Annotated in this window: 23 protein-coding genes and 1 tRNA gene; 6 read left to right on the plus strand and 18 right to left on the minus strand. The window is 67.9% G+C overall.

The window, feature by feature from the left end; genetic code table 11:
- Positions 1-17: 17 nt before the first annotated feature.
- Positions 18-800, minus strand: coding sequence for a histidinol-phosphatase (gene hisN, locus AC2YHA_RS13070; RefSeq protein ID WP_233784477.1), 783 nt, complete (start codon positions 798-800; stop codon positions 18-20).
- A 50-nt stretch (positions 801-850) separates the two neighbouring features.
- Here hisN and AC2YHA_RS13075 point away from each other — a divergent pair, with 50 nt between their 5' ends.
- The 3 genes from AC2YHA_RS13075 to AC2YHA_RS13085 all read left to right on the plus strand — a co-directional run bounded on the left by AC2YHA_RS13075 (position 851) and on the right by AC2YHA_RS13085 (position 3636).
- A complete protein-coding gene (locus tag AC2YHA_RS13075) occupies positions 851-1885 on the plus strand; it encodes a phospholipase A (protein WP_487401928.1) in 1035 nt (344 codons plus the stop codon).
- A gap of 59 nt (positions 1886-1944) precedes the next feature.
- Positions 1945-2496, plus strand: coding sequence for a peroxiredoxin (locus AC2YHA_RS13080; protein WP_487401929.1), 552 nt, complete (start codon positions 1945-1947; stop codon positions 2494-2496).
- A 108-nt stretch (positions 2497-2604) separates the two neighbouring features.
- Entirely contained in the window at positions 2605-3636 is a 1032-nt protein-coding gene (locus AC2YHA_RS13085) for a GGDEF domain-containing protein (protein WP_487401930.1), read from the plus strand.
- A 15-nt stretch (positions 3637-3651) separates the two neighbouring features.
- Here AC2YHA_RS13085 and AC2YHA_RS13090 read toward each other — a convergent pair whose 3' ends face one another.
- From AC2YHA_RS13090 to AC2YHA_RS13135, 10 genes are all read right to left on the minus strand, one after another.
- The gene (locus AC2YHA_RS13090) at positions 3652-4503 is read right to left on the minus strand and encodes an SDR family oxidoreductase (protein ID WP_487401931.1); all 852 of its coding nucleotides are present in this window, start codon (positions 4501-4503) and stop codon (positions 3652-3654) included.
- Positions 4504-5024: 521 nt separating this feature from the next.
- Positions 5025-5639, minus strand: coding sequence for a YbhB/YbcL family Raf kinase inhibitor-like protein (locus AC2YHA_RS13095; RefSeq protein WP_487401932.1), 615 nt, complete (start codon positions 5637-5639; stop codon positions 5025-5027).
- Between the two features lie 148 nt (positions 5640-5787).
- On the minus strand, positions 5788-6459 hold the full coding sequence (locus AC2YHA_RS13100; protein ID WP_233784471.1) for a glutathione S-transferase family protein: 672 nt from the start codon (positions 6457-6459) through the stop codon (positions 5788-5790).
- Between the two features lie 46 nt (positions 6460-6505).
- On the minus strand, positions 6506-6970 hold the full coding sequence (locus tag AC2YHA_RS13105) for a hypothetical protein (protein WP_233784470.1): 465 nt from the start codon (positions 6968-6970) through the stop codon (positions 6506-6508).
- Positions 6971-7101: 131 nt separating this feature from the next.
- The gene (locus AC2YHA_RS13110) at positions 7102-8157 is read right to left on the minus strand and encodes an alginate lyase family protein (protein ID WP_487401933.1); all 1056 of its coding nucleotides are present in this window, start codon (positions 8155-8157) and stop codon (positions 7102-7104) included.
- Between the two features lie 237 nt (positions 8158-8394).
- Positions 8395-12912: a glutamate synthase large subunit gene (gene gltB, locus AC2YHA_RS13115; RefSeq protein WP_487401934.1), complete on the minus strand. Its 4518-nt coding sequence runs from the start codon at positions 12910-12912 to the stop codon at positions 8395-8397.
- Positions 12909-13703: a DUF2059 domain-containing protein gene (locus AC2YHA_RS13120; protein WP_487402328.1), complete on the minus strand. Its 795-nt coding sequence runs from the start codon at positions 13701-13703 to the stop codon at positions 12909-12911. Before AC2YHA_RS13120 ends, gltB begins: the two co-directional genes overlap by 4 nt.
- The gene (locus tag AC2YHA_RS13125; protein ID WP_487401935.1) at positions 13625-15058 is read right to left on the minus strand and encodes an NAD(P)-dependent oxidoreductase; all 1434 of its coding nucleotides are present in this window, start codon (positions 15056-15058) and stop codon (positions 13625-13627) included. The genes AC2YHA_RS13120 and AC2YHA_RS13125 overlap by 79 nt, the downstream gene beginning before the upstream one ends.
- Before the next feature lie 155 nt (positions 15059-15213).
- A complete protein-coding gene (locus AC2YHA_RS13130) occupies positions 15214-16011 on the minus strand; it encodes an undecaprenyl-diphosphate phosphatase (protein WP_487401936.1) in 798 nt (265 codons plus the stop codon).
- Positions 16012-16061: 50 nt separating this feature from the next.
- Positions 16062-16994 (minus strand): complex I NDUFA9 subunit family protein, encoded by a 933-nt coding sequence (locus tag AC2YHA_RS13135; protein WP_487401937.1) that lies wholly within the window; start codon positions 16992-16994, stop codon positions 16062-16064.
- A gap of 123 nt (positions 16995-17117) precedes the next feature.
- On the opposite strand from AC2YHA_RS13135, the gene AC2YHA_RS13140 reads away from it, so the two are divergent.
- Positions 17118-17204, plus strand: a tRNA-Leu gene (locus AC2YHA_RS13140).
- Between the two features lie 162 nt (positions 17205-17366).
- On the plus strand, positions 17367-18596 hold the full coding sequence (locus AC2YHA_RS13145; RefSeq protein WP_487401938.1) for a tyrosine-type recombinase/integrase: 1230 nt from the start codon (positions 17367-17369) through the stop codon (positions 18594-18596).
- Positions 18597-18609: 13 nt separating this feature from the next.
- On the opposite strand, the gene AC2YHA_RS13150 is transcribed toward AC2YHA_RS13145, so the two are convergent.
- From AC2YHA_RS13150 to AC2YHA_RS13175, 6 genes are all read right to left on the minus strand, one after another.
- Complete coding sequence (locus tag AC2YHA_RS13150) at positions 18610-19776, minus strand: hypothetical protein (protein WP_487401939.1); 1167 nt, start codon at positions 19774-19776, stop codon at positions 18610-18612.
- A gap of 202 nt (positions 19777-19978) precedes the next feature.
- Positions 19979-21004 (minus strand): NADP-dependent oxidoreductase, encoded by a 1026-nt coding sequence (locus AC2YHA_RS13155; protein WP_487401940.1) that lies wholly within the window; start codon positions 21002-21004, stop codon positions 19979-19981.
- Between the two features lie 18 nt (positions 21005-21022).
- Positions 21023-21496: a PaaI family thioesterase gene (locus tag AC2YHA_RS13160; RefSeq protein ID WP_487402307.1), complete on the minus strand. Its 474-nt coding sequence runs from the start codon at positions 21494-21496 to the stop codon at positions 21023-21025.
- Between the two features lie 5 nt (positions 21497-21501).
- A complete protein-coding gene (locus tag AC2YHA_RS13165; RefSeq protein ID WP_487401941.1) occupies positions 21502-22203 on the minus strand; it encodes an SDR family NAD(P)-dependent oxidoreductase in 702 nt (233 codons plus the stop codon).
- Positions 22200-22793 carry a DsbA family protein gene (locus AC2YHA_RS13170; RefSeq protein ID WP_487401942.1) on the minus strand — a complete coding sequence of 198 codons (594 nt, stop codon included), beginning with the start codon at positions 22791-22793 and terminating at the stop codon, positions 22200-22202. The genes AC2YHA_RS13165 and AC2YHA_RS13170 overlap by 4 nt, the downstream gene beginning before the upstream one ends.
- Positions 22790-23290 (minus strand): winged helix-turn-helix transcriptional regulator, encoded by a 501-nt coding sequence (locus AC2YHA_RS13175; protein ID WP_487401943.1) that lies wholly within the window; start codon positions 23288-23290, stop codon positions 22790-22792. Before AC2YHA_RS13175 ends, AC2YHA_RS13170 begins: the two co-directional genes overlap by 4 nt.
- A 57-nt stretch (positions 23291-23347) precedes the next feature.
- Between AC2YHA_RS13175 and AC2YHA_RS13180 the strand changes: the two genes are divergently transcribed.
- Positions 23348-24238, plus strand: coding sequence for an alpha/beta fold hydrolase (locus tag AC2YHA_RS13180; protein WP_487401944.1), 891 nt, complete (start codon positions 23348-23350; stop codon positions 24236-24238).
- Between the two features lie 241 nt (positions 24239-24479).
- On the opposite strand, the gene AC2YHA_RS13185 is transcribed toward AC2YHA_RS13180, so the two are convergent.
- Positions 24480-25376, minus strand: a complete 897-nt coding sequence (locus AC2YHA_RS13185; RefSeq protein WP_487401945.1) for a LysR family transcriptional regulator — start codon at positions 25374-25376, stop codon at positions 24480-24482.
- Positions 25377-25383: the final 7 nt, after the last annotated feature.

The following is a 25383-nucleotide window of genomic DNA, read 5'->3' on the forward strand; positions in this document are numbered from 1 at the left end:
TCCGGCGAGCGCCGAGCTCAATGCCCGCGGCAACCGAGCGCGTCGATGATGTCCTCGATCCGCGCCGGGTCGCCGGCGGCGATCACCTCGCCGGTACTGCCGGCGTGGAGCGGATCGCCCGCCCAGTCGCACATCCGCCCACCCGCGCCCTCGACCACCGGCACCAGCGCGGCGAAATCATGGAGCTTGAGATTGGCCTCGACCACGATATCGAGGTGCCCCGAGGCAAGGCAGGCATAATTGTAGCAGTCGCCGCCGAGCACGGTCGAACGCACCGCGCCGTCGAGATGCTCGAAGGCATGGAGCTGGGCGTCGTCGAAGCAGGCAGGTGAGGTCGTGCCGAGCAGCGCCCCGGCGAGATCGCGGCAGGACCGGGTGCGCGCCGGCGCGCCGTTGAACTCGGTCGGCCGGCCCGTGACGCCGATCCAGCGCTCCTTGAGGATCGGCTGGTCGATCACCCCCAGCACCGGCCAGCCGTCCGCGACCAGCGCGATCAGCGTGCCGAAGATCGGGCGGCCGGCGATGAAGGCGCGCGTGCCGTCGATCGGATCGAGCACCCATTGGCGGCCGCTCGATCCCTCCTCGATCCCATATTCCTCCCCGGCGATGCCGTCGCGCGGCGCCTCGGCCTTGATCAGCCGCCGCATCGCGGCCTCGGCCTCGCGATCGGCGCGGGTGACGGGGGTCTCGTCGGATTTCATCTCCAGGCCGAACTCGGCGCGGAACAGTGGGCGGATCGCGGCGCCCGCGGCATCGGCGAGCCGGTGCGCAAGCGCGACGTCTGAGGGGGTGACAGCCATGGCCCCCGCCTAGCGCGCCTGTCGGCGGACGGCTAGGAGTTCCGCCCGCAATGCGCCTCCTTCCCTTGATTCTCGCCGCCGCCGCGACGCCCGCCGCGGCTCAGGTCCGACAGTTGCCTGCCCCGATCGCCTCCGCGGAGGCGGCGCGGCAGGGCGTCGATATCTATCTGATCAACGAGGGTGAAACCGCCCAGGCTTCGGAACCCCCCAAGCGGCTCGAGATCACCGCCGCGGACGGCACGCGCCTCGTCCTCGAGCCGGTGAGCGGCTCGCCGGCTGAGGTGCCGGCGCACGGCTTCGTCAAGCTCGGCTATCGCCTGGCCGAGACCGGCGTCGCCGCGGCTCAGCCGGCGCCGCCCGCCGCCGCGCCGATCGCGCGGGAGACCGTCGTCGCCTCAGGCAATGGCGAAGCTTCCGGTTTCCTCGACCGCTTCGCGCCCTATGAGCCGATCTACGGCGTCGTCGGCGCCGACGACGCGGGCGCCAAGCTGCAGGTGAGCTTCGCGCTCAAGCCGTTCGGCGGCGACGGGCTGCTGTCGCGCTTCACCTTCGCCTATACCCAGACGATGTTCTGGGCGATCGACCGCCCGTCCGCCCCGTTCCGGAGCACCACCTACAGCCCCGAGGCCTTCTTCGACATACCGGTGGCCCACGATCTCAACGTCGCCGCAGGCTTCCGCCATGACTCGAACGGCGAGGACGGCCCCGGCTCGATCTCCGTCAACCGGCTGACCCTGCGCGCGGCCAAAAGATTCGACCTCGGCGACGGATGGCACGCCGAGCTGGTGCCGCAGGTCTGGGCGTTCCTCGACGACACGTCCGGGCTCGACCGTTACTGGGGCTATACCTCGCTCAAGGCCGCGATCGGCCAGGCCGACGGGATCAAGCTATCCGTCACCGCGCGCGGCAATCCCGGCACCGGCAAGGGCGGGGCCGAGCTGTTTGCCTCCTACCCGCTCGCGGGCGTCGGCGACGGCATCGGCATCTATCTCTTCGGCCAGGCCTTCACCGGCTATGGCGAGGCGCTCGACGACTATCGCATCAACGATACCCACGCCCGCTTCGGGATCGCGCTCACGCGGTGATGACTCGCGCCCGGCGAAGGCGTATCCCAAGGGCGCATTTCCAGCGAAGGACCTGCCCCATGCGCCTGCCCCTGATCGCCGTCGCCGCCCTGCTCGCCGTTCCCGCCGAGGCGGCGCTTGCCCCCGGCGCGAAGGCCCCCGACTTCGCCACGCGCGGCGCGGTCGCCGGCAAGATCGTCAACGTCCGCTTGCACGACCTGCTGAGGAAGGGCCCGGTCGTGCTCTACTTCTTCCCCGCCGCCTATACCGGCGGCTGCAACGCCGAGGCCGCCGCCTTCGCCGAGAAGATCCCCGAGTTCACCCGCGCCGGCGCGACCGTGCTCGGCATGTCGGCCGACTCGGTCGATGTGCTGCAGAAATTCTCGTCGGAGAAATGCGCCGGCAAGTTCACCGTCGCCAGCGCAGGGCCCAATGTGGTGAAGGGCTATGACGTGGCGCTCGGCCGCTCGATCAAGACGCCGGGCGGCGCGACGATCAACGCGACCAGCCGCACCAGCTACGTCATCGCGCCCGACGGCCGCATTGCCTATGTCCACGACGATCCCAGCCCGACGGGGCATATCACCGGCACGCTCGCCGCGGTGCAGGGCCTCGGTAAGCGGCGGTCGTGACCTCACTGATATATCGTAGCGACAACCCGATGTTAGCAGTTCGGCATTAGACGCGTGCCTGAGCGGCCGCGCCGGGCTGGGCTGGCCGCGAGGGGATCGGAAAAGATCATGAAGGGGGCTCACGTCGTCCGCTCCGAACAGGCCGGCTCAGCGCCGCGCCAGCTGTTCGACCGGATCGGCGATTTCCTGACGGCACAGCGGCTCGACCCCGATCCGGCCAACTACGCCTTCGCCTATGCGATCCTCGCCTATCCCGATGCGCCGCTGGCGCAGGCAGTGGCCCGACTGACCGACGGCGGCGTGCGGCTGACGCTGCGTGATATCGAGGCGCTGGGGGGCGAGGTCACGCCCGGCACGGGCAGCGAACGCGAGCGTGCCGACGGGCTGATCGCGCAGACGCAGCTCCAGGTCGAGGGCTTCGCCGACATCATCCAGGGCCTTCATGCCGAGACCCATGGCTTCGGCCGGGAGCTTGCCGAGAGCGCCGACCGCATCCGCCAGCAGCAGGACGCGCTCGATAACGGGTCGGCGGCGGTGGCGGAGGTCGCGCGGATCACTGCCGCGATGGTCGCGCGCGTGCGTACCGCCGAGGCACGGCTGGAGAGCGCGACCCGCGAGGCCGCGGAGCTGCGCGCCAAGCTCGAGGAGGCGCGCGACAACGCCCGGCGCGATCCGCTGACCGACCTTCCCAATCGCCGCGCCTTCGAGGAGGCGTTCGCCAGCCATGCCGCGACGGATGCGACGATGTGGCTCGCCGTGTGCGACATCGATCATTTCAAGTCGGTCAACGACCGCTTCGGACATGCGGTAGGCGACCGGGTGCTGAGGGCGATCGCCGCTGCGCTGCGCGAGGCCTGCGGCAACCATCTCGTCGCCCGCTACGGCGGCGAGGAGTTCGTCGTGCTGTTCACCGACATGGACGCCGGCTCGGCCCGCGCGACGCTGGAGATCGCGCGCGAGCTGGTCGCGACCAAGCGCTATCGCCTGCGCGAGACCGACGAGCCGCTGGGTGCGGTCACCTTCTCGGCTGGCCTGGCGCCGGTAGCAAAGGGCGACACCGCGCGTGCCGCGTTCGGCCGCGCGGACCGCCTGCTCTACCGGGCCAAGAACGAGGGCCGGAACTGCATTCGCGTCGGCTGAGCGGAGGGCGTCCGTTCAGCCGTTGACGACCGTCCCGCCGTTGGGGTGCAGCACCTGCCCCGACATGTAGCTCGAATCCTCGCACGCCAGGAAGAGGAAGGCCGGCGCGACCTCGTTGGGCTGGCCCGCCCGGCCCATCGGCGTGTCCTTGCCGAAATCCTTCATCTTCTCGGGGCGCGTCCCGCCGAACGGGTTGAGCGGCGTCCAGATCGGCCCCGGCGCCACCGCGTTGACGCGGATGCCCTTGCCGATCAGGTTTTCCGACAGCGAGCGGGTGAAGGCGGTGATCGCCCCCTTGGTCGACGAATAGTCGAGCAGCTCCTTCGATCCCTGATAGCCGGTGATCGAAGTGCAGTTCACGATACGCGCGCCCTCCTTCAGGTGCGGCATCGCCGCCTGCACCATGAAGAACATGCCGAAGATGTTGGTCTGGAAGGTGCGCCTCAGCTGCTCCTCGGTGATGTCGGTGATGTCCGGGTCGGGATGCTGCTCGCCGGCATTGTTGACCAGGACGTCGAGGCGCCCGAACGCGTCGATCGTCTCGGCGACGACGCGCTCGCACATTGTCTTCAAACCGACATCGGCGGTCAGCGTGATCGCGCGGCGGCCCTCGGCCTCGACGATGCGCTTGGTCTCCAGCGCGTCCTGGGTCTCGCATAGATAGACGATCGCGATGTCGGCGCCCTCGCGGGCGAACAGCGCGGCGACGGCGCGGCCGATGCCGCTGTCGGCACCGGTGACGATCGCGACCTGGCCCTGGAGCCGCCCCGATCCGGGGTAGCGCGGCTGCCAGTCGGGCTTGGGCTCCAATGCGCTCTCGTGGCCGGGAAGCGCATCCTCATGGATCATTTCGACGGTGTCGGTCATCGCTCCCATGTCCTCGGCTGGGAATGATCGTCCAACCGGCGGGAGCGTGACGTTGTTCCTCCCGTCGCGGGAGGGAAGCGGCAGCCCGGGGCTCAGGCCGCGATGAGATGAACCCCGGGGGCGGTGGCGCTGGCGAGGATCAGCACCGCGGTGAAGGCGAACGAGACGGCGCCGATGGCGAACGAGCGAAGCATGACGTGAACTCCTGGATCAGCGTGGAGGGTCGGGGGCTCCGACGTTCCGGTCAGGCGAGCGGAACGTGCGGAGCCGAAGCGACGACCAGCATCATGGTGGCGATCAGCGCACCGAACACTGCGACGGCGCTGCGCTGGAAGGTCTCGAAACGGATAGCCATGGTAACAACTCCCTGTCTTGTTTCCGGTGCCGGACCATCCGGCGCCGATGCCAAGTGTTTTGCAGGGGTCGTGCCAATTTTCTAAGTTATTGATTTTACTAAGGGCTCGATTTCGATGTGGTGTCAAACGCCAACATCCGCCGTAAATAACGCCAACTGTTGGCGATCAGGCGGCGGCAACCGATCCCACGCGCCCGGTCGGCGCCGGCTCGCCGCGCGAATAGGTGCCGGTGATCAGCCCGGCGGCGAGCACGCGCCCGCGCATCGCCGCGACGGCGTTGCCGCGGCTGGGGGTCTCGCCGGGCGTGTCGCTCGGCGCGAGCGCGAACAGCTGGAAGACGTAGCGGTGCTCGCCGTGGCCGGGCGGCGGATCGGGCGGCAGCCAGCCTTCGCGGCGGAAGCTGTTGCGGCCGACGTCGCCCCCTTCGCCGCCCGGCCCGTCGGCGACGATCGCGCCTTCCGCTAGCCGCCCGTCCTCGCCGGGCATGCCCCAGACGATGGCATGGACGAGCGGGCTCGGCGCCGGTGCATCGGGGTCCTCGACGATCAGCACCAAGCTATCGGTGCCCTCGGGCACGCCGGTCCAGAACAAGGGCGGCGACACGCCCGCGCCATCAGCGGTGAACCGTTCGGGCAGCCGCCCACCATCGGCGAAGGCGGGGCTGCGTAGCTCGAGCGCGGCGAAATTGCCGAGGTCCGGCTGGACGATGGTGAGCTTGTCCGCGCCCGCCCGCACCCCCTTGAGCACGGCGCCGAGCCAGCGGGGAACGTGTTCGAGCATGGCTTGCCCCTTACTAGAATGTGTTTCAGCCTTGCTGAAACGGTTGCGGTGCCGGCCCGCTCCCCCACCCGGCCACCCATAGGATGCTGCTGCTGGGTGGCCGGGTGGGGGAGCGGGCCGGCACCGCTTCAGCGCAGCTGAAACGAATCTAAAGGTCCAGCTTCTCGTAATCGGCGGGCGGGCTCACCAGTTCCATCCGCTCGGCGAGCAGCGGGCGGAAGCTTGGGCGGCTCTTCATGCCGACGTACCAGCGCTTGGCCTGCTCGTGGCTCTTCCAGTCGATCCCGCCGAGATAGTCGGCGACCGAGATCTGGGCGGCGGCGGCAAGGTCCGCAAGGCTCATCGTCGCGCCGGCGAGCCAGGTGCGATGGTCGAGCAGGTAATCGATATAGTCGAGATGGCCGACCACCGCCTTCATCGCCTCGCGCAGCGCGGCGCCGTCGGGCGTGCCCTGGCGCGTCACCCGCTTCAGCATCCGCTCGTTGAGGAACGGCGCGGTGATGTCGCGATAGAATTGGGTGTCGAACCACGCGACCAGCCGGCGGATCTCGGCGCGGTTGGCGGCGGTGCCGTTGATCATCGCCGCCTTCTCGACCGTCTCCTCGAAATATTCGCAGATCGCCATTGAATCGATCAGCACGGTGCCGCGCTCGACGTCGACCATCACCGGCGTCTGGCCGGCGGGATTCATGTCGATGAATTCGTCGCGCCTCAGCCAGGGCGATTCGCGCACCGGCTCATAGCCGACGCCCTTCTCGCCGAGCAGCAGACGGACCTTGCGGGAGAAAGGACAGAGCGGGAATTGATAAAGCTGCCACATCCCCGCCACTCTTACGGCGAGCGCGGCGCGCGTCTAGGCGTGGACATCAATAATGATCGTCGTCGGATGCGGCGGAATAGGACCTCAGCGCGGCGACCATCGGAGCGAGCGCCGCCTTGAGCCGCGCGCCGGTCGCCTTGAGCTCGGCCGCCATCGCGCCGGCGTCGCGCGCCGCCTGGCCCGCCATCGCCACCGACTTGCGGGTACGATCCTGAAGGTGGCGGCGGTAATCGGGATCGCGCCGCGCCTCGAGATCGGCAAGCGTGTCGTCGGGGCGGATGTCGCCGTCCGGATCGGCATAATGCGCGAGCGGCCCGATCCGTGTCGCCAGCAGCACGTCGGCGAGGTTGGTCACCGCCTGGGCGGCGCCTTCCTGCACCATCGGATTCGACAGCGCCTCACCGACCTTGGCGACGGGTGGCGCCGTTTCATGGTCCTGCGCGGCGGCAGGGGCAGCGACGACGAGCGCGGCAGCGCCAAGAGCGATGACTGGGGTCAGAACGAGACGCATGACATCCTCACTCCTTCGGGAGCGAATCGGGGGCGCTCCCTAGCTCCGGCCGGCTGAGCCGAAGCTGAACACCCGTGCGATCATAGCCGGTCGATCGCCGGGAACCTAGCCTGTTCAGGTCTGAGTGGCGGTCAACGCGCATAGAGGCTCACCCAATCCGCCGGCTTGCTGCCCGTGCGCGACGCCAGCGCCGCGGCGACGTCGCGATAGGCGGGATCGACCAGCGCCGCCATCGCGAAGGTGTTGACCGCACTGCCCGCCTTCCAGGGACGCGGCACATAGGCGCTCTCGCCCGCCGCCGCGCGCTGGCGGTCGAACGGCACCGTCGAATTGACGAAATCGACATGCGCCTTCTCGCCCATCGCATAGGGTTCGAGCCAGTCGAGCGCGCCGGCGAGGCTCGATCCCGCCGGGCTCTTCCAGTCGATCCAGTCCTCGCCGTGCGCCTTGGCCGCGAGCGCCGCCATCAGCAGCGGATCGAGATCATAGGTGACATAGTGGAGCGCATCGCGCTGCTCGAAATCGAGCGTCGATCCGTCGGGCCGGATATTGGCCGTCACCTGCCGCCGGAACGCCTGACGCGCTCGCGAAATCAGTCCGGGATCGCCCACCGCATAGGCGGCCATGGTCGCGAGCTTGACGCGATGGCTCTGCCAATTGTTGGCGCTGTTCCTGGCCTTGCCTTCCATCGCGTCGAGATAGCCCGACGCCATCCGGCGCCAGAAATCCTGGAGCTTGTCCTGGACCGGCGCCGGCAGGTCGGCCTCGGTCAGGTCGGTGGCGAGGATCAGCGCGTCGAACCCGGTCTCGTCGATCGGGTTGAACGACATCCGATAGGTATCGACCCAGGCCTCCAGATAGCGGCCCGCCTGGTCGAGATAGCGCCGGTCGCCGGTCAGCCGCCATGCCAGCGCGAGGTCGAGGACGATCGGCTGGTCCTGCTTCGCCTGCAGGCTGGCGTCGCGGATGCCCTGGCCGGGCAGCGTCCCTTCGGTATGGAGCTGCGGAACCGCGCCGGGCGGACGGTCGAGCGCGGCACCCGCGCGGCGGATGACCGCGCGGGCGGCGGGATCGTTGCCGGCGTCCTGTCCGAACCGGGGGCCGAGGATCGCGTGATCCTGCGCCAGGGCGGGAGGGATGGTGCCCAGCGCGAGGGCGAGGGTGCAGCAGACGGCGGAAAGCTTCATGCGGGCCAGCCTTCAAGAGCGACGCGAAGCGCGGCCCCTGCCGCTCCGCATCCGGGAGCCGCTACAAACCTCCGAATTGGCCGATGGGTCCAGCCGAATGCGACGAACCGAAACGCATACGAACCAATGCCCGGACAAACGGCACCGGTGCTCCTGCGAAGGCAGGAGCGCTGGCAAGCCGGGATGCTCGCGGCCAAGGCTCCTGCCTTCGCAGGAGCACGATTCAGACCGGACGCCCTATTCCGCCGCGATCACCTCCACCTCGTCGTCGAGCGGATAGGCGAGCCGCGTCACCATCTCCTTCGGGCACACCTGCCAGAACTGGCCGCGCACGCGGTCCCAGTCCTCGAGCAGACCTGCCGCCCAGGCGCTGTCGGTCGCGTCGACATGCGCGCGGATCATCGCCAGCAGCACCGATTCCCAATGGCGCGAGGCGAGCCGCTGCCAGACAATGCTCTCCGGATTGGCGCGCCGCTCGAAGCTGTCGTCGTCATCATAGACGAAGGCCATGCCGCCGGTCATGCCCGCGCCGAAGTTGGCGCCGACGCGGCCGAGCACCACGGCGGTGCCGCCGGTCATATACTCGCAGCCGTTGGCGCCGCAGCCCTCGACCACCACCTCGGCGCCCGAGTTGCGGACGGCGAAGCGCTCGCCCGCCTGGCCCGCCGCGAACAGCCGGCCCGAGGTCGCGCCATAGAGCACGGTGTTGCCGATGATGGTGTTGTCCTGGCTGGCGAGCGGCGAGGACACCATCGGCCGCACCGCGATGATGCCGCCCGACAGCCCCTTGCCGACATAGTCGTTGGCATCGCCGAACACCTCGAGCTTGACGCCCTTGCACAGGAAGGCGCCGAGCGACTGGCCGGCCGAGCCGCGCAGGCGGATGGTGACATGGCCGTCGTCGAGCGCGGACATGCCGAAGGTGCGCGTGATCTCGCTGGAGAGCCGCGTGCCCACCGCGCGGTGGGTGTTCCGCACCGAATAGGTGAGCTGCATCTTCTCACGCCGGCTGAACACCGCAGCCGCGTCGCGAATCATCTGCGCGTCGAGGCTGTCGGGCACCTCGTTGCGGAAGGTCGACAGGCTGAAGCGCCGTTCGGCATCGGTCGCGTCGACCTTGGCGAGGATCGGGTTGAGGTCGAGGTCGTCGAGATGCTCGGCGCCGCGGCTGACCTGGCGGAGCAGCTCGGTGCGGCCGATCACCTCGTCGAGGCTGGTGACGCCGAGGCGCGCCAGGATCTCGCGCACCTCCTCGGCGATGAAGGTCATCAGGTTGATGACCTTCTCCGGCGTGCCGGTGAACTTGGCGCGCAGCCGCTCGTCCTGGACGCACACGCCGACCGGGCAGGTGTTCGAATGGCACTGGCGCACCATGATGCAGCCCATCGCCACCAGGCTCAACGTGCCGATGCCATACTCCTCGGCGCCCAGGATCGCGGCGATGACGATGTCCCGCCCGGTCTTGAGCCCGCCGTCGGTGCGCAGGCGCACGCGGCCGCGCAGGCCGTTGAGCGTCAGCGTCTGGTTGACCTCGCTGAGGCCCATCTCCCACGGCGTGCCGGCGTATTTGATGCTGGTCTGCGGGCTGGCGCCGGTGCCGCCATTGTGTCCCGCGACCAGGATCACGTCAGCGTGCGCCTTGGCGACGCCCGCCGCGACGGTGCCGATGCCGGCGGCGCTCACCAGCTTGACGCAGACCCGCGCGCGCGGGTTGATCTGCTTGAGGTCGTAGATGAGCTGCGCCAAGTCCTCGATCGAGTAGATGTCGTGGTGCGGCGGCGGCGAGATCAGGCCGACGCCCGGAGTTGCGTGGCGCAACTTCGCGATCAGCTCGGTGACCTTAAAGCCGGGCAGCTGGCCGCCCTCGCCGGGCTTGGCGCCTTGCGCCACCTTGATCTCGATCTCGTCGCAGGCGTTGAGATATTCCGCGGTCACGCCGAAGCGGCCCGAGGCGATCTGCTTGACGCTGGAGTTGGCGTTATCGCCGTTCTCGTAAGGCTTGTAGCGCGACGAATCCTCGCCGCCCTCACCCGACACCGCTCGCGCGCCGATCCGGTTCATTGCGATCGCCAGCGTTTCGTGCGCCTCGGGGCTGAGCGCCCCCAGCGACATGCCCGGCGTCACGAAGCGCTTCCGTATCTCGGTGATCGCCTCGACCGAATCGATCGCCACGCCCTCGCGCGGATAGTTGAACTCGAGCAGATCGCGCAGATAGACCGGCGGCAGATCGCGCACGCCGCGCGCGAACTGCAGATAGGTCGAATAGCTGTCGGTCGCGACCGCGGTCTGCAGCGTGTGCATGAGCTGCGCCGAATAGGCGTGCGTCTCGCCCCCATGGCGCTGGCGATAGAAACCGCCGATCGGCAGCGTCGCCACTGCACTGTCGAACGCTGCATCGTGGCGCAGCTTGGCGCTGAGATGCAGCGAGGCATAGCCCTCGCCTGAGATCTTGGCAGGCATCCCCGGGAACAGGTCGTTGACCAGCGCGCGGCTGAGCCCGACCGCCTCGAAGTTGTAGCCGCCGCGATAGCTGGAGATCACTGCGATCCCCATCTTCGACATGATCTTGAGCAGCCCCTCGTCGATCGCGGTGCGATGGCGCTGTAGGCATTCGTCGAGGCTCAGGTCGCCGAACAGCCCGCGCGCGTGGCGGTCGGCGATGGTGGCTTCGGCGAGATAGGCGTTCACCGTGGTGGCGCCGACGCCGATCAGCACCGCATAATAATGGGTGTCGAGGCATTCGGCGCTGCGGATGTTGACGCTGGCATAGCTGCGCAGGCCCCGGCGGACGAGGTGCGTATGCACCGCTGCCGCCGCCAGCACGCCGGCGATGGCGACGCGGTCCGGGCCGATATGCTCGTCGGTCAGGAACAGCTCGCTCTTGCCCTGGCGCACCGCCTGCTCGGCCTGGACGCGGATGTCGGCGATGGCGGCGCGCAGCGCCTCCGGGCCCGCGTCGGCGGGGAAGGTACAGTCGATCTCGGCCGCATGCGCGCCGAAATGCGCCTTCAGCCGATCCCAGTCGCGGTTGGTGAGCACCGGGCTCTCGAGCACCAGCACCTTGCTCGGCGCCGCCTGGGTGTCGAGGATGTTGGCGAGGTTGCCGAACCGCGTCTTGAGCGACATTACGTGCCGTTCGCGCAGCGAATCGATCGGCGGGTTCGTCACCTGGCTGAAGTTCTGGCGGAAGAACTGGCTGATCAGCCGCGGCTTGTCCGAGATGACGGCGAGCGGCGTGTCGTCGCCCATCGATCCGATCGCTTCCTTGGCGCCCTCGACCATCGGCGACAGGATCAGCTCCATGTCCTCCAGCGTCTGCCCGGCCGCGACCTGGCGGCGCGCAAGCTCGGCGCGGTCGAAGCGCAGCGGCTCGCTCTTCGCCCGGGGAAGGTCGTCCACGCTCAGGAACTCGCCGATCATCGATCCGTAATCGGCCTCGCCGGCGAGGCGGTCCTTGACCTCGCGGTCGTGGAGCAGCTGGCCCTGGTCGAGGTCGACCGCGATCATCTGGCCGGGACCGAGCCGGCCCTTCTCGACCACTGTGCTCTCGGGCACCACCACCATGCCGGTCTCCGACCCGACGATCAGCAGCCCGTCGCCGGTCAGCGTATAGCGCAGCGGCCTCAGCGCATTGCGGTCCATGCCCGCGACCGCCCAGCGGCCGTCGGTCATCGCCAGCGCGGCGGGGCCGTCCCACGGCTCCATCACGCTCGCGAGATACTTGTACATCTGGACATGCGCGAGCGGCATCTCGCCCTTCGGCCCCCAGGCCTCGGGGATCAGCATCAGCTTGGCGGTCGGCGCGTCGCGGCCGGAGCGGCAGATCGCCTCGAACACCGCGTCGAGCGCGGCGGTGTCGCTGGCGCCGGCCGGGATCACCGGCTTGATGTCCTCCGATCGCTCGCCGAACGCGATGCTGGCCATCTTGATCTCGTGGCTCAGCATCCAGTTCTTGTTGCCGCGGATCGTGTTGATCTCGCCGTTGTGCGCCAGGCAACGGAACGGCTGCGCCAGCCACCATTGCGGGAAGGTGTTGGTCGAATAGCGCTGGTGGAAGATCGCGACCCGGCTCTCGAACCGCTCGTCCTTGAGGTCCGGGTAGAACTCGCTGAGGCTCTCGGCGAGGAACAGCCCCTTGTAGACGATCGACCGGCAGCTCAGCGAGCAGACGTAGAAGCCGCTGATCTGCGCCGCGATCACGCGCTTCTCGATGCGGCGGCGGATCAGGTAGAGGTTCTTCTCGAACTCGGCCGCGTCCTGCTCGTCGGGGAGCGGGCCGGCGATCATGATCTGCTCGATCTCGGGGCGCGTCGCCTGCGCCTTCATCCCGATCACCGATACGTCGACCGGCACCTGGCGCCAGCCGTAGATGGTGTAGCCGGCCTCGATGATCTCGCTCTCGACGATGGTGCGGCACGTCTCCTGCGCGGTCAGGTCGGTGCGCGGCAGGAACATCATGCCGACCGCGAGCCGGTTCGGCAGCACGCGGTGGCCCGAGGCGACCACGGCGTCGTCGAAGAACTTGGCGGGCAGGTCGACGTGGATGCCGGCGCCGTCGCCGGTCTTGCCGTCGGCGTCGACCGCGCCGCGGTGCCACACCGCCTTCAGCGCGTCGATCGCGGCGGCGACGACGCGGCGCGAGGGCACGCCGTCGGTGGCGGCGACCAGGCCGACGCCGCAGGCATCGCTCTCGAACTCGGGGCGGTACATGCCCTCGCGGGCGAGGCGGAGGCGTTCGGTGTCGAGCTGGCTCATTGGGAATCCTTCGCGGGAAGCAGCAGCGCCTCGAGGCGTGCCCGCTCCTCCTTCGACAGTGATTTGGCGTCGCGCGTCTTGGGCAGGTCGGCCGTGGCCGCGGTCACCTTCGTGATGATGCCGGGCATGGCCTGCATGATCTTCGGCATCAGCGTCTGCATCCGCCGCATCATCGCCGGATCGGCATAGATCGCCATCGACTGCGAAGCGTAGGCGCTGCCGGTCGGCGTCGCGAAGAAACGATCGAGCTCGGCGAGCTGATCGGCGGAGAAGCGCGTGGCATAAGCCTCCGCCAAACCGGCACGATACTCCGGCTCCATCTGGACCATCAGCTCGGCCATCTCCTCGCCCATGACCTTCATGGTGATGCGCATCCGCTGATCGAATGCCGGGTCCATGATCTCGGCGATCTGCCGGATCGTACCAGGACCGAGCTTCGCCGCCTGCTCTTCCGAAAGGCCGCCCGCCTTGACCAGGTCGCGAACCGGCATGGCCCCGATCTGGTCGGTGAACATCGACGTCACCTGATCCATCGTGGCCTTCATGATCGTGCGGTAGGTGCCGTCGGGAAGAAGGCGTCCCGCGATGCGCTGGCCGAGGGCGAGCTTTGCCGGATCGGTCGCGCCGGCCGAAGAAGGAACCGGCGGGGCGGCCGTCGTCTGCGCGGCCGCCGGCGTCGCCAGCGCAACCAACAAGGCTCCGGTCATCCCCCTCATGCCGCCACCTTCCCCTTGACCTTGAGATACTGGTGCATCTTCGCTGCAACGTCGCGGCCGTCGCGGATAGCCCACACCACCAGGCTCGCGCCGCGCACGATGTCGCCGGCCGCGAACACGCCGTCGAGGCTGGTCATCATCGTCTTGTTGTCGGTCCTGAGCGTCCCCCAGCGGGTGACGCCCAGCTCCGGCGCGTCGAACAGCCGCGGCAGGTCCTCGGCGTCGAAGCCGAGCGCCTTGATGACGAGATCGGCTTCCAGCCGGAAGTCGCTGCCCGGGTCCGGCTCGGGGGCGCGGCGGCCGGTGGCGTCGGGGGGGCCGAGCCGCATCTTCTCCGCACGGACCGCCGTCACTCGTTCCGCTGCCTCGAATGCCTGCGGGGCGGAGAGCCAGACGAACTCGACGCCTTCCTCCTCGGCATTGGCGACCTCGCGCTGCGAGCCCGGCATGTTGGCGCGGTCGCGGCGGTAGAGGCACTTCACCGACGCCGCGCCCTGGCGGACGGCGGTGCGCACGCAATCCATCGCGGTATCGCCGCCGCCGATCACCACGACATGCTTGCCCTTGGCGTCGAGGCTGCCGTCCTCGAACTCGGGCACCGCATCGCCGAAACTCTTGCGGTTGGAGGCGGTGAGGTAGGTCAGCGCCTCGACCACTCCGGCCGAGCCCACGCCGGGCGCCTTGATCGCGCGTGGCTTGTAGACGCCGGTAGCGATCAGCAGCGCGTCGTGCCGCTCGCGCAGTTCGTCCAGCGTCGCGTCGCGGCCGACCTCGAACCCCTCGTGGAAGACGATGCCGCCCTGCTTCAGCCGGTCGACGCGGCGCATCACCACCGGCTTCTCGAGCTTGAAGCCCGGGATGCCGTAGGTCAGCAGCCCGCCCATCCGGTCGTGGCGGTCGTAGACATGGACGTCATAGCCATAGCCACGCAGATACTCGGCCGCGCTGAGCCCCGCCGGACCCGCGCCGATGATGCCGACCGACTGGCCCCGCGCCGGCCCCACGGCGACCGGCTCGACCCAGCCCTCTTCCCAGGCGGTGTCGGTGATGAACTTCTCGACCGATCCGATCGTCACCGCGCCGTGGCCAGAGAACTCGATCACGCAATTGCCTTCGCACAGCCGATCCTGCGGACAGATGCGGCCGCAGATCTCGGGCATGGTCGAGGTGGCGTTGCTCAGCTCATAGGCCTCGCGCAGCCGCCCCTCGGCGGTGAGCCGCAGCCAGTCCGGGATATGGTTGTGCAGCGGGCAGTGCACCGAGCAATAGGGCACGCCGCATTGCGAGCAGCGGCTCGCCTGCTCCTCGGCCGCGGGCACGCCGTAGCGTTCCGCGATCTCGCGGAAATCCTCGGCACGCGCCTGCGCCTCCCGCTTGGCGGGGTAGGCCTGCGTCCGGGTTACGAATTGAAGAAGCTTTTCGCCTGCCATGATCGACCTTTCGCCGCCCGGTAACGCGAAAGGCCGCCAAGGGCATAGGTCAAATCGGCAGATATGGCATCAATCCTGCCCTATCTCCGTGGCCGAAATGGTCTTTTCGGTCGTCGAGACGAAATGACCTTTCAAAAATAGTTCCGTTTATTGACCTATCTGAACTGCAGCCACACCAGCGCCAGCGCGCCGGCGGCGATTCGGTACCAGGCGAAGGGCGCGAAGCCGTGGCGGGTGACGATGCCGACGAACCAGCGGATCACCAGCAGCGCGACGACGAACGATACGACAAAGCCGACCGCGATCTGGCTCCAGCCGGTGTCGCCGAGATGTTCGTGGTTCTTGTAGAGGTCATAGGCCGAGGCGGCGAGCATCGTCGGCACAGCCAGGAAGAAGCTGAACTCGGCCGCGGTGCGCCGCTCGACCCCCAGGCCCAGCGCGCCCATGATCGTCGCCCCCGAGCGGCTGACGCCGGGAATCATCGACAGGCACTGGATCACGCCGATGCCCAGCGCGGTGCGCCAGCTCATCCCCTCGACGCTGTGCACCTTGGCGTCGCGCACCAGCCGTTCGATCACCAGGATGGCGACGCCGCCGACGATCAGCGCGACCGCGACGATCGTCGGATTCTCGAGCATCGCCTTGACCGCCTTGTAGACGATCACCCCGATCACCGCCGAGGGCAGGAAGGCGAGCAGGAGATTGCGGATGAAGATCAGCGCCCCGCGCTCGACCCGGAACAGCCCCTGCGCGACATCCCAGAAGCGCCGCCAGTAGAGCACCACCACCGCCAGGATCGCGCCGAGCTGGATGACGATGTCGAAGGTGCCCGCGCTCTCGCCATGGAAGCCGAGCAGCGCCCCCGCCAGGATCAGGTGCCCGGTCGAGGACACCGGCAGGAATTCGGTCACGCCCTCGACGATGCCGAGCAGGATCACGGTCAGAAGGTCCATCACGGCCTCACTTTCAGGCCGCGGACGGGCGGCACGCTAACAACGAGGATTCAGGCAGGCAGGCGCTTGGCGAAGCGTCCGTGGCGGCGGAAACGCACCAGCCAGGCGGGCGCGACGCTGGCGAGCGGCGTGGGATCGATGCCGAGGGCACCGAGCCCCTCGGCGCCGGCGCTCACGACATTGTCGCGCTGGAGCATCCGCCACTGGTCCATGGTGATCGGCGCGCCCGGCAGGAAGCCGAACGCTGCGATCAGGCTGCCGAGCGAATCGGGCAGGTCGACCATCAGCGGCTCGCGCCCGATGGTGCGGCCGAGCCAGCGATAGAGCTCGGTCATGGTGAGCACGTCTGGCCCGCCGAGCTCATAGGTGCGGCCGGCATGATCCTGGGGCGCGGCGAGCGCCTTCACCGCCGCGCTCGCGACGTCCTTGACGTAGACCGGCTGGAAGCGGGTCGCGCCGCGCAGCACCGGCAGCACGGGCGCGCCCGCGATCATCCCGGCGAAACGGTTGGTGAACTGGTCTTCGCGCCCGAACACCAGCGACGGGCGCAGGATCGTCGCGCCCGGGAAGGCGGCGAGCACTGCCTTCTCGCCCTCGCCCTTGGTGCGGCCGTAGGTCGAAGGCGACTCGGGATCGGCGCCGAGCGCGGAGACATGGACGAGCGCGCCGATGCCCTTGGCGGCCGCCGCCTCGGCGACGACGCGCGCGCCGCCGGCGTTGACAGCGGCCATGTCGGCGAAGCTGCCGACGAGATTGACGACGCCGTCCGCCCCCTCGATCGCGCGGGCGACGGTGGCGGGCCTGGTCACGTCCGCGGCGACGAACTGGGTTTGCCCGAGGCCGCCGAGCGGCTTCAGGAACCAGGCGTCGCGGGGGACGCGCTGCGCGACTCGCACGCGCGCGCCGGCGGCAAGCAGTGCCTGCGCCACATAGCGGCCGACGAATCCGCCGCCGCCGAACAGGGTGATGAGCTGGTCCTTCATTGCGCCTGTCGAGGATTCCTTGGGTAGTCGCCGGCTCCATGCCCCGAGCGCGCGCGATCGGCAAGGCCAACAGCCGGTTGACAACCGCAGATCCCATTCATTAGAGCGCGCCGCCTACCCCGTGCCCAGATGGCGGAATTGGTAGACGCACCGTCTTCAGGTGGCGGCGCTCGAAAGGGCGTGGAGGTTCGAGTCCTCTTCTGGGCACCATTTGTTCTTCCGAGGGCATCCGAGAACGTCCAAAAAACGGCAGAAATCTGCCGTTTTTTATGCTATGACCGTCCGACCAAATCCGGGCTGATCCGGCACCAATCGGGAACAAATATGGTATCCTGCATGGTATCGGAGACCCCGCATGGACGGGCCGATACCATGGGAAGACTCTACGCAACGACCATCGCAAACGCCAAACCGCGCGAGCGCGAATACAAGCTCACCGACGGGGCCGGGCTCTATCTTCTCGTCAAACCGAACGGCCGGAAGCTCTGGCGGCTCAACTACGCCCATCTCGGCAAGCAGCGGACACTCTCGTTTGGCGCGTGGCCGGAGGTCACCCTCGTCGACGCGCGCGGGCAGCGCGACGAGGCGCGGCGGATGATCGCGGCCGGCCGCGACCCCTCGCATGAGGCCAAGCTCGCGGCCGCTCGCGAGAAGCTGTCCGAGGAGAACAGCTTCAAGCTGGTCGCCGAGGAGTGGGTCGCCAAGAACGAACGCGAAGGGATGGCCGAGGTCACGCTGAGCAAGGTCCGCTGGTTGCTCGCCAAGGCCTATCCCAAGCTCGGCAACCGGCCGGTCGCCAAGATCACCGCTCAGGAAGTGCTCGCGGTGCTCCGCTCGGTCGAGGCCACCGGCCGCTACGAGAGCGCGCGCCGGATGCGCAGCGTGCTCAGCCGAGTGTTCCGCTACGCTATCGCCACGACGCGGGCCGAGCACGACCCGGCGCGCGACCTCCGCGGCGCGCTCACCGTTCCCAAGGTGAAGCACCTTGCGGCGATCACCACGGAAAAGGGCGCGGGCGAGCTGATGCGGGCGATCGAAGGCTATAGCGGCCACGCGATCACGCTCTATGCGCTCCGGCTTTCCGCCCACCTGTTCGTCCGGCCGGGCGAGCTGCGCCAGGCCGAATGGAGCGAATTCGACTTCGAGCGCGCTGTCTGGGCGATCCCGGCGGAAAAGATGAAGATGCGGCGCCCTCATCGAGTCCCGCTCTCGACCCAGGTGGTCGGGTTGTTCGAGGAGTTGCACGAGCTGACCGGCGCCGGACGCTACTGCTTCCCGTCGTTCCGCTCGCCGCGGCGGCCGATGTCGGAGAACACCGTCAATGCCGCGCTTCGGGTGCTCGGCTTCAAGCAGGACCAGATGACCGCGCATGGCTTTCGCGCGATGGCGGCGACGCTCCTCAACGAGTCGGGTCTGTTCAACCCGGACGCGATCGAGCGCCAGCTCGCGCATATGGAGAACAACGGTGTGCGCCGCGCCTATACCCGCGGCGAATATTGGGACGAGCGGGTGCGGATGATGCAGCACTGGTCGGATCACCTCGATCATCTCCGCGATGGCGCGAAGGTCCTGAAGCCGAACTTCGGCGCTCGGCGCGGCTAGAGCGCTTCAGTCGTCACGCATCGGGGTAGGTCCACAAAGTAACCTCGGCGATCGATTCGAAGACGGACCCGGCGCCGCGATTGAGCCGGTCGTGCTCCTCGACTTTCCGCTCGGCCCAAGCGAGCCAGTCGGCGGCTTCGATGCCGGCGACCGGGAGCGCGTCCGTCGGCAGCCGCTCCCGCAGAGCCGCCAGGAACGCGCGGGCGAGCTCGGCCTCGCGCCAGGCGGAAGCCAGCTCGAGCAGGCGTCGGAAGCGGGCCGCATCGAGCTTGCGCGCATTCTCCCGGTCGCGTCGTTCGCGCTCAGCGAGCTCACTTCGGCGGCGATCCTCCTCCCGTTCTTTGCGGAGTTGCTCGAGCGCCGGGAACGCCGCCATGATCCCGACGACAATATCGTCGAGTTGCTGCTCCAGCGTCGCTCGCTTCGAATCCTCCCATTCGGCGCGTGTTCCCCTCGGGAGCCAGGTCTTGATCTCGAAGACCAGCGCGTCGGTTTCGTAGAGTTCGTAGACCCATTTCTCTGCGTCCGGCCCGCGCCAGCGCAGCTCGTCCGGCGTGAGCTGCCGCTGCCCTCGCTTGAGCCGATATCGCAGCTGGAAGGTGAGTTGCTCACCGCCGCGCACCATCAGCAGTTCGCGGCGCTCGCCTTTCCTGACTTGCACGCCTTGCTTCCCGACTGCCTTGAAGATCGCGTCGGCGATCCGAAAGCGGCGCCGGTCGGCCGCCGTCAACGGCGTCGGCATGACGAGCCGCTTCAGCCTGGGATCGTAGACCTGCTCCTTCTTGCGGGCTTGCTGTTCGCGCGTGGCGATCCACTCGGCGATTAGAGGGTGTGGCCGTACGAGGCGTTCCGGAACCCTGAGTGTGGATGCCGCGGAAGAATCGGCGTCGGGGGCGCATGGGACAGTTTCGGCGGACGCATGCGCTTTTCGTCGCTTGCTCGGGCTGATCGAGATAACGTCCGGTATTCCGACAGGAGCGGGTTCGAGTGGCCGTACGCTGACCGGCTTGCCCATCTCGAGTCGAAGCCAGTGCCCCTGTTCCGGCCTGGCGATCGCATGCGCATCGCAGATATGGCTGAGCCGCTGGCCCGAGGTGCCGAAGCGCTCGGCGACCTTGTTGAGCGGCTCAGCCCAGACCAGTTTGTAGAGTTCAGCGCGCGTAAGGCGAACCTGAGACAATGGGACTCCGCTCGAATCTTTGGACTTACGGCACCGGAGACGACTGAGGTTTGGGATTCCCTAATGCCAAGATTCGCTGAAGCCAGCGGCGGCAGCGCCGACAAGCGCCCAGCGCGACGACCTTCTCCGCAATGTCATGACAAACGCCGACATCCCGCGACGGCAGCTCTGGCGTCAAATCCCTATGCCAGCTCCCGCGTCTTCAAATGTCGGGCGCGGCGGTCGCCGCATCGTCGGTGACCCGGATCACGACCTTGCCACGGGAACGACCGGATTCGACACTAGCCATCGCCGCGGGTGTGTCGGCGAACGCGAACACCCGGTCGATCACCGGGCGGATCGCGCCGGCGTCGACCAGCTTCGCGATCTCGCTGAGCTGCGCGCCGTCCGCGCGCATGAACAGGAACGAATAATCGACGTCGCGCTTTCCCGCCTTGTGGCGGATCTTCAAGCTCGCGAGGCGCAGCACCTGGCGCATGATCCAGCTCGCGCCGATCTCCCGGGCAAAGGCCGGATCGGGCGGACCGGAGATCGAGATCAGCTTTCCGCCGGGCTTCAGCACCAGGAGCGATCTTTCGAGCACATCGGGACCGAGCGTGTTGAGGACGACATCGTAGCCGCTCAGCCGCTCGGCGAAATCCTCGCTGCGATAGTCGATGACCACATCGGCACCGAGGCTTTTGACCAGATCGACATTGCCGGTGCCGGTGGTCGCCGCGACGGTCGCGCCCAAGTGCTTGGCGAGTTGGATCGCGATCGTGCCGACGCCCCCCGACCCGGCATGGATCAGTACTTTCTGCCCCGGTTTGATCTGGGCGCGCTCCACGAGCACCTGCCACGCGGTCAATGCGACGAGCGGAAGCGAAGCGGCCTCGGTCATGCTGAGGCTGGAGGGTTTGAGGGCCAGGTCGGCCTCGGCGATCGCGATGCGTTCGGCAAAGGTGCCGATCCGATCGTTGTCCGGATGGGCGAAGACCTCGTCGCCGACCTTGAAGCGCCGCACGCCGGCTCCCACCGCCACGACGGTACCCGCCAGGTCATTCCCGAGAATCAGGGGCATTTTGGCGGGCAAGAGCGCCTTGAAGTCGCCATCGCGCAGTTTCAAGTCGATCGGGTTGACGCTCGCCGCAGCGATTTCGACGACGACGTCGCCTGGCCCTGGGGTCGGGTCAGGCAGCTCTTGCAGGGTCAGCGGACCCTTGTAGCTGTCGATGGCAAATGCCTTCATGACGGTCTCCAGTTCGATTCAGGGCTGCAGGGCACCGCGCCCGCGCGGCTCGACGTCGAACACGAGCAGGGTCGAAGTGGCGGTCGCGCACAGCCGCCCCTCGCCGTCGTGGAGCGTCGCCTCCGCGAAGGCGACGCGCCGCCCGACCGATACGGTGCGGCCGGTGGCGCGGACCGTTCCGCTGTGCTCGCTGAGCCCGCGCAGATAGGAGACCTTCAGCTCGAGCGTCGTGTGTCCGCGGTTCGGGCCAAGCTGCGAATGCACGGCGATGCCGCAGGCGCTGTCGAGCAGCGTCGCCGCATAACCGCCATGCACGGCGCCGAGCGGGTTATAGACGCTGCGATCGGGCGTGCCCTCAAACACCACTCGGCCCCGTTCCACCTCGACCAGATCGAAGCCGAGCGTCTTGCCGATCGGCGCCTTCAGCCCGCCGTCGAGCAAGGCGCGAAGCTGCGCCAGTCCGTCGGGCGCTGTATCGATCTGATCCGGCATCGCGCTCACCAAGGCTCATGGAACGGGCGGACCTCGGCGAGGAACGACCAGGCATCGCGCGGCTGATGCGCGAGGTGGAACACCTCGCCGGCGATGGACGCGGGCGAGATGAAAAAGTCGTCCGCCGCATCCGGCAGGCGCTCCCGCTGCCACGGCACGTCGATCACGGCGTCGATGACGAGATAAGCGACATGGACGCCCTTTGGACCCAGGTCCCGCGCCAGGGACTCCGCCAGAATGCGCTGCGCCGCCTTGGTCGGCGCAAAGCCGGCGAAGGCCGCGCGCCCGCGCTGGGCCGAGGTGTTGCCGGTAACGATCAGCGCACCTTCACCCGCCGCGATCATCGCCGGCGCCGTCAGCCGCGCCAGGTGGAACAACGCCATCGTGTTAATCTCGAAATTGCGCTGGAGCGTCTCGGGCTCGACCTGAGCGAAGGTGCCGAACGCGCCGCCGACGGCGTTGTGGACGACCACCTTCGGATCGCCGACTTGCGCGATCGCGCGCTCGAGCGCGTCAGCATCGGATACGTCGCACGGCACCGCGATCGAGCCGGGAATCTCCTGCTCCAGCGCGGCGAGGCGGTCGGCATCGCGTGCCAGCATGGCGACGCGATAGCCGCCTTCCGCGAAGCGCCACGCGACTGCGGCGCCGGTACCCGGACCGACGCCGGTGACGAGCGCGAGCGGCTTGATGGTGGGATCGGTCATGCTGCTTCCTTCAATCGCGCGAGCTCCTCGCGCACGAAATCGAGCCGGTCGTTGCCGAAGAACATTGCGTCTCCGACGAAGATGGTCGGCGATCCGAACACGCCGCGCTCGACCGCCTCGCCAGTGTTGGCGTCGAGCTGCGCGACCGTTTCGGGGGCGTCGATCCGCGAGGCGATGGTGGCGGGATCGAGGCCCGCGGCTTCGATCGCGGCGAGGATTTCGCCGGTCGTCGCGAGCGTCTGGCCTTCGCTCCAGCAGGCCCGGTACAGCGCCAGCGTGATCGCGGCGGCTTCGCCGGACGATGCCGCCGCCAGCACGGCGCGCGAGCATGCATCACCGTCATTGTCACGCATGTTCGACGGGTTGAGCGTGACGCCGTAGCGCTTCGCCCAGCGCGCCAGGTCCATGCGAGCGTAGCGCCCTTTGGCGGCACAGGTGATGGTAGTCGGGACGTTGCCGACCTTCTCCATCACTTCGAGGATCTTCATCGGCCGAAGCGCGATGTCGACATCCATCGCGCGCAGCTGGATATAGGCGAGATAGCTGTAGGGGCTGCGGAAGTCGTAAAAGAATTCGATCGGCTGACTCATCGGTCTGCTCCTGTGGCGGGATCAAGAAGGCGGCGGACGGCCTCGTCCGCACCGGGACCGGGGCGCAGGCGGACACGGTCGAGAGGCACCGCCTGCCCGGTTTCGGCATCGACGAGCGCGAGGACGAGCGGACGGCCGGTGTCGCGATCGATGGTCTCGATCGTCGGCGCGCCGAACCCGGTCGCGTCCCAGCGGTCTCCCCATTCGCGCAGCGCCACGCTCACCTTCCACAGGTCACGGCCCTTGGCGGTCAGGCGGTATTCGTCGCGGGGCGGGCGCTCCTGATAGCGGACCCGTTCGACGATGCCGGCCGCCGTCAGATGCTTCAGGCGCGCGGCAAGCGTCGCGGCGGGGATACCCGTGCTGGCACGCAAGTCGTCGTAGCGACTGAGGCCCAGCGAGAGATCGCGGATCACGAGGAGCGCCCAGCGATCCCCGATCAGCTCGAGCGCGCCTGCGATGGAGCAGCGCATTCCGGCAAAGGATTTGGGTTTCATCGTCTCTCAACTTGTAACTTCAATCATTGAAGTATATGTTCCGAGCACGATATGCAAGTGGCTTCTCGGCGACGCGAGGCCGACCGCCCCTGGGTGATCGAGATGACAGACCCAGCCGCCGCTTCCTTCGCGGAAGTTCGCACCAGTCACATCGCCGTCGATGGCGTTCCCTTCGTCTATCGCGACCTGGGACCGCGGACCGACGTGCCGGTGATCCTGCTCAATCACCTCGGCGCCACGCTCGACAACTATGATCCGCGCGTGGTCGACGGCCTGGCGGCGAAGCGCCGCGTGATCGTCTTCGACAATCGCGGCGTCGGTGCGTCCGGCGGCCGAACGCCGACGACAGTGGCCGAGATGGCGCGCGACGCGGTCTGTTTCATTCGCGCGATGGAGTTCGATCAGGTGGACCTGCTCGGCTTCTCGCTCGGCGGCTTCGTCGCGCAGCAGATCTCGCTGACCGAACCACCGCTCGTTCGTCGGATGATCCTGACCGGAACCGGGCCGGCGGGCGGCGAGGGGATCGACAAGGTGACCGGCCTGACGCTGCGCGCGATCGTGAAAGGCGCGCTGACGCTGAGGGATCCGAAATACTACCTGTTCTTCACCCGCACCGCGAACGGCCGGAAGGCAGCCAAGGCATTCCTCGCCCGGCTGAAGGAGCGAACCCGGGACCGCGACAGGCCGATGGCGATCCGCTCATTCCGCGCGCAGTTGAAGGCGATCCACGCCTGGGGCACGCAGGCACCACAGGACTTGAGTGCCATCACCCAACCGACCTTCGTCGCCAATGGTGACGATGACCTGATGGTCCCGACCGTCAATTCAGTCGATCTGGCGCGGCGCATTCCGGGGGCGAAGCTGTCCATCTACGAAGACGCCGGCCACGGCGGCATCTTCCAGCACCATCGGACCTTCATCGCCGAGGCGCTCGCTTTCCTCAGCTGACTATCCAAGCGATGGACGGCCCAGATGATCGCTTGGTTGACCTCCAAGCCGAGGCCCACACGCGATTGCCCCCTCGCTACTTCGTATGTGTATGGCCAACCTTCACCCCATGCGTAGCATCAACGGTTTGGCAGAGCGGTAAAAGGCGGAGCAAGGCTCCTTCAGTCGGTCCAGGGTAGTGCAAAGGGCGATGTAATGCGTCAGAATCCCGGGATCGAAAGCGGAGCCTGGGGACAATCCATCAATTGCCGCGATATCGCAGTGCCTCCACCAGCAACGCGAAGGCCGGCGATTGTTGTCGGCGGCTTGGGTAGTACAGGTAGTAACCCGGAAATGGCGGCGTCCAGTCGGCCAGGACGCGGACTAAATTACCGGCATCGAGATAAGGCTGTGCCATGTCTTCGGGCATGAACGCGATTCCGAGACCGTGGAGCGCGGCATTCCTGATCACCACGATGTCGTTGACGGTCAACTGCCCTTCGACGCGCACGTTGATCTCGCGCGTGCCCTTTTCGAATTCCCAGACGTAAACGCCGCCGAGCGTAGGCATCCGCAGATTGATGCAGCTATGCCTTGCCAGGTCCTGCGGAATCTTCGGCTTGCCGTGCGCCTTGAAGTAAGCGGGGGTGGCGACGGCCGCCATCCGGATTTCCGGCCCGATCCGCACGGCGATCATGTCGCGGGCGACTCGTTCACCCATCCGGATGCCGGCATCGAAACGCTCGGCAACGATGTCCCGCAGCGTGTTGTCGACGATCAGGTCGACCTTGATATCCGGATATTCCGCCAGGAAGGTTGCAAGCGCGGGCCAGAGGATCGTTTCCGCCGCGTGATCGACGGCGGTGATCCGGATCGTGCCCGCCGGTCTGTCGCGAAGCTCCGTCAATGCGGCAAGGCCGGTCTCGATTTCCTCCAGATGAGGCCCCACCGTCGCGATCAGCCGTTCGCCTGCGTCGGTCGGGGCGACGCTGCGGGTCGTGCGGGTGAGCAAGCGCACGCCCAGCCTCTCTTCCAGCGCGCGCATCGTTTGGCTGAGCGCGGAGGGAGACACCCCCAGCTGCGCTGCCGCACGCGTGAAGCTGCGTTCCCGCGCGACTGCGATGAAGGCGCCAAGATCGGCTAGCGGCGCACGAGCCATTTTGAAG

The organism is Sphingomonas sp. SRI_018 (assembly GCF_057586275.1).

Excerpts from the sequence above, each read along its gene's own strand:
- AC2YHA_RS13075 (WP_487401928.1), top strand. The coding sequence starts at position 851 with ATGCGCCTCCTTCCCTTGATTCTCGCCGCCGCCGCGACGCCCGCCGCG.
- AC2YHA_RS13105 (WP_233784470.1), bottom strand. The coding sequence starts at position 6,970 with ATGCGTCTCGTTCTGACCCCAGTCATCGCTCTTGGCGCTGCCGCGCTC.
- AC2YHA_RS13095 (WP_487401932.1), bottom strand. The coding sequence starts at position 5,639 with ATGCTCGAACACGTTCCCCGCTGGCTCGGCGCCGTGCTCAAGGGGGTG.
- AC2YHA_RS13100 (WP_233784471.1), bottom strand. The coding sequence starts at position 6,459 with ATGTGGCAGCTTTATCAATTCCCGCTCTGTCCTTTCTCCCGCAAGGTC.
- AC2YHA_RS13080 (WP_487401929.1), top strand. The coding sequence starts at position 1,945 with ATGCGCCTGCCCCTGATCGCCGTCGCCGCCCTGCTCGCCGTTCCCGCC.
- AC2YHA_RS13145 (WP_487401938.1), top strand. The coding sequence starts at position 17,367 with ATGGGAAGACTCTACGCAACGACCATCGCAAACGCCAAACCGCGCGAG.
- AC2YHA_RS13185 (WP_487401945.1), bottom strand. The coding sequence starts at position 25,376 with ATGGCTCGTGCGCCGCTAGCCGATCTTGGCGCCTTCATCGCAGTCGCG.
- gltB (WP_487401934.1), bottom strand. The coding sequence starts at position 12,912 with ATGAGCCAGCTCGACACCGAACGCCTCCGCCTCGCCCGCGAGGGCATG.
- AC2YHA_RS13175 (WP_487401943.1), bottom strand. The coding sequence starts at position 23,290 with ATGAAACCCAAATCCTTTGCCGGAATGCGCTGCTCCATCGCAGGCGCG.
- AC2YHA_RS13170 (WP_487401942.1), bottom strand. The coding sequence starts at position 22,793 with ATGAGTCAGCCGATCGAATTCTTTTACGACTTCCGCAGCCCCTACAGC.
- AC2YHA_RS13085 (WP_487401930.1), top strand. The coding sequence starts at position 2,605 with ATGAAGGGGGCTCACGTCGTCCGCTCCGAACAGGCCGGCTCAGCGCCG.
- AC2YHA_RS13125 (WP_487401935.1), bottom strand. The coding sequence starts at position 15,058 with ATGGCAGGCGAAAAGCTTCTTCAATTCGTAACCCGGACGCAGGCCTAC.
- AC2YHA_RS13155 (WP_487401940.1), bottom strand. The coding sequence starts at position 21,004 with ATGAAGGCATTTGCCATCGACAGCTACAAGGGTCCGCTGACCCTGCAA.
- AC2YHA_RS13165 (WP_487401941.1), bottom strand. The coding sequence starts at position 22,203 with ATGACCGATCCCACCATCAAGCCGCTCGCGCTCGTCACCGGCGTCGGT.
- AC2YHA_RS13135 (WP_487401937.1), bottom strand. The coding sequence starts at position 16,994 with ATGAAGGACCAGCTCATCACCCTGTTCGGCGGCGGCGGATTCGTCGGC.
- AC2YHA_RS13130 (WP_487401936.1), bottom strand. The coding sequence starts at position 16,011 with ATGGACCTTCTGACCGTGATCCTGCTCGGCATCGTCGAGGGCGTGACC.
- AC2YHA_RS13110 (WP_487401933.1), bottom strand. The coding sequence starts at position 8,157 with ATGAAGCTTTCCGCCGTCTGCTGCACCCTCGCCCTCGCGCTGGGCACC.
- AC2YHA_RS13090 (WP_487401931.1), bottom strand. The coding sequence starts at position 4,503 with ATGACCGACACCGTCGAAATGATCCATGAGGATGCGCTTCCCGGCCAC.
- hisN (WP_233784477.1), bottom strand. The coding sequence starts at position 800 with ATGGCTGTCACCCCCTCAGACGTCGCGCTTGCGCACCGGCTCGCCGAT.
- AC2YHA_RS13160 (WP_487402307.1), bottom strand. The coding sequence starts at position 21,496 with ATGCCGGATCAGATCGATACAGCGCCCGACGGACTGGCGCAGCTTCGC.